The sequence below is a fragment of the Leisingera sp. XS_AS12 genome (assembly GCF_041224635.1).
Classification (GTDB): domain Bacteria; phylum Pseudomonadota; class Alphaproteobacteria; order Rhodobacterales; family Rhodobacteraceae; genus Leisingera.
The window spans coordinates 1-281 of the sequence record NZ_JBGFGM010000056.1; the positions used below are offsets into that span (position 1 = coordinate 1).

Sequence of the window (281 nt, forward strand, 5' to 3'; positions counted from 1 at the left end):
TTCCTGGCGCCGGTGTTCAGCGCCAGGATCGCGTTCTTCGACAGGGATCCGAAGCTCATCGCCGAGATGTTGAACAGGGACGCCGAATAGGGCTGGCGGCAATCGGGGCCGCCGATGGTGACACGGAAATCGCTATCTTCAATATCGACCGGAGCGGCCGAGTGAGTGATCCAGCCATAGCCGGAGCCATAGACATTCTCGGTGGTGCCGAAAGGCCGCTTGTCTTCGACGCCTTTAGCGCGCTGATACACCAGTGCCCTTGCCTCGCGAGAGAACGGCAC

1 pseudogene is annotated in these 281 nt (G+C 60.9%); it reads right to left on the reverse strand.

The features are described 5' to 3' along the window. A pseudogene (locus AB9K35_RS02090) lies at nt 1-281 on the reverse strand (FMN-binding glutamate synthase family protein); the annotation flags it as partial.